The following is a 5,942-nucleotide window of genomic DNA, read 5'->3' on the forward strand; positions in this document are numbered from 1 at the left end:
GCCCACGAGTTGGCCGTTGCCATGGCCCAGCGCCTGGGCAGGCCGGCCCTCGTCAGCTACGTCCCCTGGGCGCGCGCGGTGCGCACGGTCGAGCAGGGGCGGCACTACGGCATCTTTCCGCTGGCGCGGACGCCGGACCGGGAGGCCCGCTTCCAGTGGCTGGTGCCGCTGATGACGGTGCGCTACGGCCTCTACACCCTCGCGACCGAGTCGCGCCTGGAGCTCGACCAGTTGCGTGAGCTGCGCATCGGCGTGCTGCGCGGCTCACCCATTGCGGCCAATCTGCGGGCCGAGCGCTTCAAGACCATCGTCGAAGCGAAGGACTACCGCGACCTGTTGCGCCTCCTGCGCGAGCAGGCGCTGGATGCCGTCTACGCCGGCACGCCCATGCTGGAGGCCGCAATGGACGAGTATGGCCAAGCCCGCATGCTCTTCGTGTTGCRGACGACGCTCGGCGAAGCCACGCTCTACATGGCCGCGTCGCTCGGGCTCGATGCCGCCGAGGCACGGCGCTGGGTCGCGGCCTACCGCCAGCTTGAAGAAGACGGCACCGTCGCCCGCATCCGCCGCCGCTACCTCCAGTAAGTTCTGGGGGCATGTCCGAAAACTGCCAGGATCTGGCAGGGGCCCGTCCTAGACTGGCTGCATGTTGTCCGAGACCCTCCCTCCCGATGCCGCCTACGCCGTCCTGCAGTCGCACGACGCGCGCTTCGACGGGCGGCTCTACGTGGGCGTCACGTCCACCGGCATCTACTGCCGCCCTGTATGCCGCGTGCGCCTGCCGCGGCGCGAGAACTGCCGCTTTTTCTCGACGGCGGCCCAGGCCGAAGCCGCCGCCTTTCGCCCCTGCATGAAATGCCGGCCCGAGCTGGCACCGCGCGCCCTGCCGTGGACGACGATGGACGCCTCGCGAACGCTCGCCCAGCAGGCCGCTGCCTGGCTGGATGCCTGCGATGACGCCGAGGCCAGCGTCGAAGACCTGGCAGCCCATCTCGGCATCACGAGCCGGCACCTGCGCCGCATCTTTCAGGCCGAGCACGGCGTTTCACCGCTGCAATACCTGCAGACGCGCCGCCTGCTGCTCGCCAAGGCCCTGCTGACCGACAGCACGCTGCCCGTCAGCGAGATCGCCTTCGCGGCCGGCTATGCGAGCCTGCGGCGCTTCAACGCCGCCTTCGTCGAGCACTACCGCCTGCAGCCCACAGCCCTGCGGCGCGAGGGTGGCGGTGCGGCCCCCGTGTCGCGGCTGCGGCTGAGCTACCGCCAGCCCTATGACGTGGCTGGCGTGCTGGCGTTTCTTGCGCCGCGTGCGATCACGGGGGTTGAGCGGGTGGAGGAGGGCGGCGTCACACGCTCCCTGGCGCTGACTCACGCCGGCCGGCGCCATGCCGGCTGGCTGCGCGTGAGCTTCGCCAAGGCGGGAGAGGTCGGCGTCGAACTGTCCCCCACGCTCTGGCCTGCCGTCGGCTCGCTATTGCCGCTGTTGCGCCGCTGGCTGGACCTGGACGCCGAACCCGAGGCCATCGCCGCTGCGTTGGGCGAGGCGGCCGTCGCAGGCCAGCGGCTGCCGGGCTGCCTGGACCGCTTCGAGCTGGCGGTACGCGCCGTCCTGGGCCAGCAGGTCACCGTGGCGGCCGCTCGCACACTCGCCGGCCGTTTCGTCGAGCGTTTCGGTGAAGACTTGTCCGACGCGCCGGAAGGTTGCCAACGCTTGTTCCCCACACCCGAGCGCATTGCCGAGGCGACGCGCGACGACATCGCGTCACTCGGCATCATTGGCCGGCGTGCCGACAGCCTCATCGCCCTGGCCCAGGCCTGGCCGACGCTGGCCTTTGCCCGCCACGAGGGTTCACCAGAAGCCGCTGCCGCCGAGCTGACGGCCATCCCCGGCATCGGCCCCTGGACAGCCGGCTACATGTTGATGCGGGGCTGGAGCTGGCCCGACGCCTTCCCCCCCGGCGACGTTGTCTTGCGCAAGGCCCTGAGCCGCGAAGGCCCGTTGCTGTCGCCCAAGGCCTATCTCGAAGCCGCGGAGCACTATCGCCCCTACCGCAGCTACGCCGTCCTTCATCTCTGGAGAAGGGCTTGACCCACCCCGTACGCGCTTCGCGCGCCCCCTCAAGGGGGCACTGCCAGCGGCCTGGCAAAGCCAGTTCCGCGGCAGTCGCGCGGCCAATCAGAAAGATCGGAGTTACTCGATGAACCATCACGTTTTGCAACGCAGGATCGAAACCCCACTCGGCCCGCTGACGGCCGCACGCAGCGCCACGGGCCTGTCGGGCCTGTGGTTTGACGGGCAGAAGCACCATCCCGGCGCGCTGGACGCGCCTGAGGACGACGGCAGCGACGCCGTCCTGTCGGCCACCGAAGCCGCGCTGACGGCCTATTTCAGCGGCAAGTCTTTCGACCTGCCGCCGCTGGACCCGGCCGGCACGGCCTTTCAGCGCGAGGTCTGGCAGGCGCTGCTGGCCATCGCGCCGGGGCAGCCCTCGACCTATGGCGCACTGGCCGAGCGGCTGGGGCGCGCCAGTGCGGCGCGGGCGCTGGGCGCCGCAGTAGGCCGCAACCCGATCTCCGTTCTCGTGCCCTGCCATCGCGTCGTCGGCACCGATGGCTCATTGACCGGGTATGCCGGCGGGTTGGAGCGCAAGCAGGCCCTGTTGAGCCTGGAGGGTGCTACCGCATGAAGGCTTTCGACATCGGCGAGCTGGTACTGCTCGCCGCGCTCTGGGGCGCCTCCTTCCTGTTCATGCGCCTCGGGGCCCATGAGTTCGGGCCGATTGCGCTGGCGGCCGTGCGCGTCGGCCTGGCCAGCGCCATGCTGATCCCGCTGCTGGCAGCGCGCGGCAATCTGGCTGACCTGCGCAAGCACTGGAAGGGCTTGCTGCTCGTCGGCGCGCTCAACAGCGCCATCCCGTTTGCGTTGTTCTCCTTCGCGGCCCTGTCGATCACGGCCGGCCTGTCCAGCATCGTCAACGCGACGACGCCGTTGTGGACGGCCGTCGTCGCCTTCGTCTGGTTGCGCCAGGGGCTGACACCATGGCGCGTGCTCGGCCTCGTCATCGGCTTTGCGGGCGTGGCCTTCCTGGCCTGGGACARGGCCGGCTTCAAGCCCGGCGAGGACCATTCAGGCTTCTGGGCCGTGCTGGCCTGCGCGACGGCCACCCTCTGCTACGGCATCGCGGCGAACGCAACCAAGCGCTATCTGGCCGGCGTTTCTCCTCTCGCCGTGGCCACTGGCAGCCAGTTCGCCGCCGCCGTGCTGCTGGCGCTGCCGGCCGCCTGGCTGTGGCCGGCCGCCATGCCGAGCAACGTCGCCTGGGGCTCGGCGCTGGCGCTTGCCGGCCTGTGCACGGCGCTGGCCTACATCCTCTATTTCCGGCTGATGAGCCGAGTCGGGCCGACCAACGCGGTGTCGGTGACCTTTCTGATCCCGCTCTTTGCCATCCTGTGGGGGGCGCTCTTCCTGCAGGAAGCCATCACGTCCCAGATGGTGGCGGGTGGCGCCATCGTGCTGGTCGGCATTGCGCTGGCGCTGGGCCTGGTAGGCCCCAAGCCGCGCTGAAGTCACGCGGCGGATCTCCAGGCGCCTCGGCGCGGCGCAAACAGTGATAGCGTGCGCGCCATTGCAATTGGTAGCGCTACCTTCAGGCGCATGGAGACCGCACGATGTCCTTGCTCCCATCCCGCCGCTGGATCGGCGCTCTCGGCTTGCTGGCCGCACAGATCCTGGCCACCGCCGCCATCGCCCAGCCCTCCGGCGGCCCCTATGGCCCGGTGCCGCATCGCTACGCGGTGCCCAAGGCGCCGCACGTCTATTTCGTGGCGCCTGACGGCAAGGCCGAGGCTTCCGGTGCGTCGATCAACGAGGCAACGTCCATCGAGTCAGCGGTGACGCGCGTCGTCACCGGCGACGCCATCGTCATGCGCGGCGGCACCTACCGCACCGGTGGGCTGCAGCTCAACCAGGGCATCACCATCCAGCCCTATCTGGACGAAGTGCCTGTGCTCAAGGGCACGCGCATGGCGACCGAGTGGCAGAGCCTGGGCAACAACGTCTGGCGCACGAAATGGGCCACGCTGTTCCCGGCCCAGCCGCTGGGCTGGTGGCAACGGGAGCGTGAGGGCATGAAGACGCCGCTGCACCGCTTCAACAACGACATGGTCTTCATCGACGGCGAGCCGCTGCAGTCCGCGGGCTGGGAAGGCGAGGTCAGTGCCAAGGCCTACTACGTCGACTACGCCAAGGGTCATGTCTACATCGGCGCCGACCCGACCGGTCGCCTCGTCGAGATCACGGCGCACGACATCGCCCTGCACCGCCCCTCGCGCGAAGTCCACGGCAAGCCGTCGGACCGCAAGGGCCCGACTCTGCGCGGCATCACCTTCACGCAATACGCCTACCGGGCCATCGACATCGAGGGCAAGAAGCCGTCGACGCTGGTGTCGGAAGAACCGACCGACGATCCCGTCGGCCCGTCACCTGAAAGCGAGCACGGCAAGGAGGTCATGGGCACGCTGCTGGAGAACGTCACCATCAGCCATTGCTCGCGCGTGGCCGGCTACTTCCGCGGCGACGGGCTCGTCATCCGCAACTCCCTCATCAGCGACACCGGCACCGAGGGCATCTATGTCATCGGCTCGTCGGACGTGCTGCTGGAGCGCAACCTCATCCGGCGCAACAACGTGGAGAAGTTGACCGGCTATTTCCCGGCAGCGGTGAAGATCTTCAACCAGTCCTACCGCGTCACCGTGCGCGACAACCTCATCGTCGAGCAGCCGAACTCCAATGGTGTCTGGTACGACGTGGGCAATGTCGGCGGCGCGTTCGTCAACAACTACGTCGAGGGCACGATGGCGGGGCTGTTCTTCGAGATCAGCAAGGGCGTGACTGTGGCCGGCAATGTGTTCGTGAACAACCAGCAGGGCATCCGCATCCTGAACAGCGCGGGCGCCAAGGTGCACCACAACACCTTCTTCAATTCGCCGGTGCTTATCGATCGCAACGAGCGCAGCGCCCAGGGCGATCACTTCGGCTGGCATCCGCAGACGGGGCCAGATGTCAATGAGCGCGTCGGCCATGTGTTCGAGGGCAACCTGCTGGTGGCAGACGCCGGCCTCAAGGGCCCGCTGCTGCGCTTCGAACAAGCACGTGTCACCTGCGCCAAGGTGACCCAGCCGATGGCCCAACGCGTCGATGGCAACCTCTACCTGCGTGCCGGTGGCGCGGGCCAGCCTCTGGTCAGTTGGGCACCGGCGGCAGGGACGGACTGCCAGACGCAATTCGCCAGCCTCGACGACTTCCGGCAGGCCGTGCCGGGTATGGAAGCCAAGGGCAGGGCGCTACTGCCCTACGAAGGAGCTGTGTTCCGCAGCCCGGAGCTGCGCCGCTTTGAACTCGCTCGTGTGCCGGAGGGCGTTCAGCCGCTGCCGGTGCCAGGGGAGATACGCAAACTGCTCGGTTGGGAGGCAACGCATTTGCCGGGCGCGCTGCCGGCCAGCTCGCGCTGAGGGCGCTCCGGCCCGAGCCTCCTAGTGGCGCTTGCGCCAGGCATCTACCACACGCTCCGTCAGCGCATCGGTCTCGCGCTGTTCGTCGGCGCTCAGCGCCGGCGGCGCCCAGCGCCCTTGGCGCATCATCTTCTCGACGTTCTCCATCGAATCGCGGCTTTCCTTGGTCGCCGCCGGGCCGGACATTTCAGTCAGGATGCGCAGCCACGCTTCCTTGTAGGCCTGCCGCTGCATCGCCGTCTCGCCCAGCGCGCCGAATGAATGGACGTAGGTCGACAACGCCTCCAGGTCGCCGTCCTCGGCGGTCTGCCGCACCTCGCGTTGCAGCTTGCCGAGCAGTTCCGGTGCGGCGACGGCCTGGTTGGCATGGGCGTTGAGCCACAGCAGGTACGCCAGCGCCATGCCAGGGAGCTCTCCCTCGTAGGCTCGCT

The 5,942-nt window shown here is 68.8% G+C and carries 6 protein-coding genes; 5 read left to right on the forward strand and 1 reads right to left on the reverse strand.

Going from position 1 to position 5,942, the window contains the following annotated elements; all coding sequences use genetic code 11:
• The 5 genes from AC1DU6_RS17575 to AC1DU6_RS17595 all read left to right on the forward strand — a co-directional run.
• Positions 1-585: substrate-binding periplasmic protein (locus AC1DU6_RS17575; protein WP_477858595.1), on the forward strand; the 585-nt coding region annotated here is incomplete at its 5' end.
• Between the two features lie 61 nt (positions 586-646).
• On the forward strand, positions 647-2,089 hold the full coding sequence (locus tag AC1DU6_RS17580; RefSeq protein ID WP_477858597.1) for an Ada metal-binding domain-containing protein: 1,443 nt from the start codon (positions 647-649) through the stop codon (positions 2,087-2,089).
• Positions 2,090-2,198: 109 nt separating this feature from the next.
• Positions 2,199-2,687 carry a methylated-DNA--[protein]-cysteine S-methyltransferase gene (locus AC1DU6_RS17585; protein WP_477858599.1) on the forward strand — a complete coding sequence of 163 codons (489 nt, stop codon included), beginning with the start codon at positions 2,199-2,201 and terminating at the stop codon, positions 2,685-2,687.
• Complete coding sequence (locus AC1DU6_RS17590; protein WP_477858601.1) at positions 2,684-3,565, forward strand: DMT family transporter; 882 nt, start codon at positions 2,684-2,686, stop codon at positions 3,563-3,565. The genes AC1DU6_RS17585 and AC1DU6_RS17590 overlap by 4 nt, the downstream gene beginning before the upstream one ends.
• Before the next feature lie 104 nt (positions 3,566-3,669).
• Positions 3,670-5,511, forward strand: a complete 1,842-nt coding sequence (locus AC1DU6_RS17595) for a right-handed parallel beta-helix repeat-containing protein (protein WP_477858603.1) — start codon at positions 3,670-3,672, stop codon at positions 5,509-5,511.
• Positions 5,512-5,532: 21 nt separating this feature from the next.
• Here the strand turns inward: AC1DU6_RS17595 and AC1DU6_RS17600 are convergent.
• Positions 5,533-5,942 (reverse strand): hypothetical protein (locus AC1DU6_RS17600; RefSeq protein WP_477858604.1); only part of this gene is annotated, 410 nt, incomplete at its 5' end.

The organism is Roseateles sp. P5_B10, from assembly GCF_056400485.1.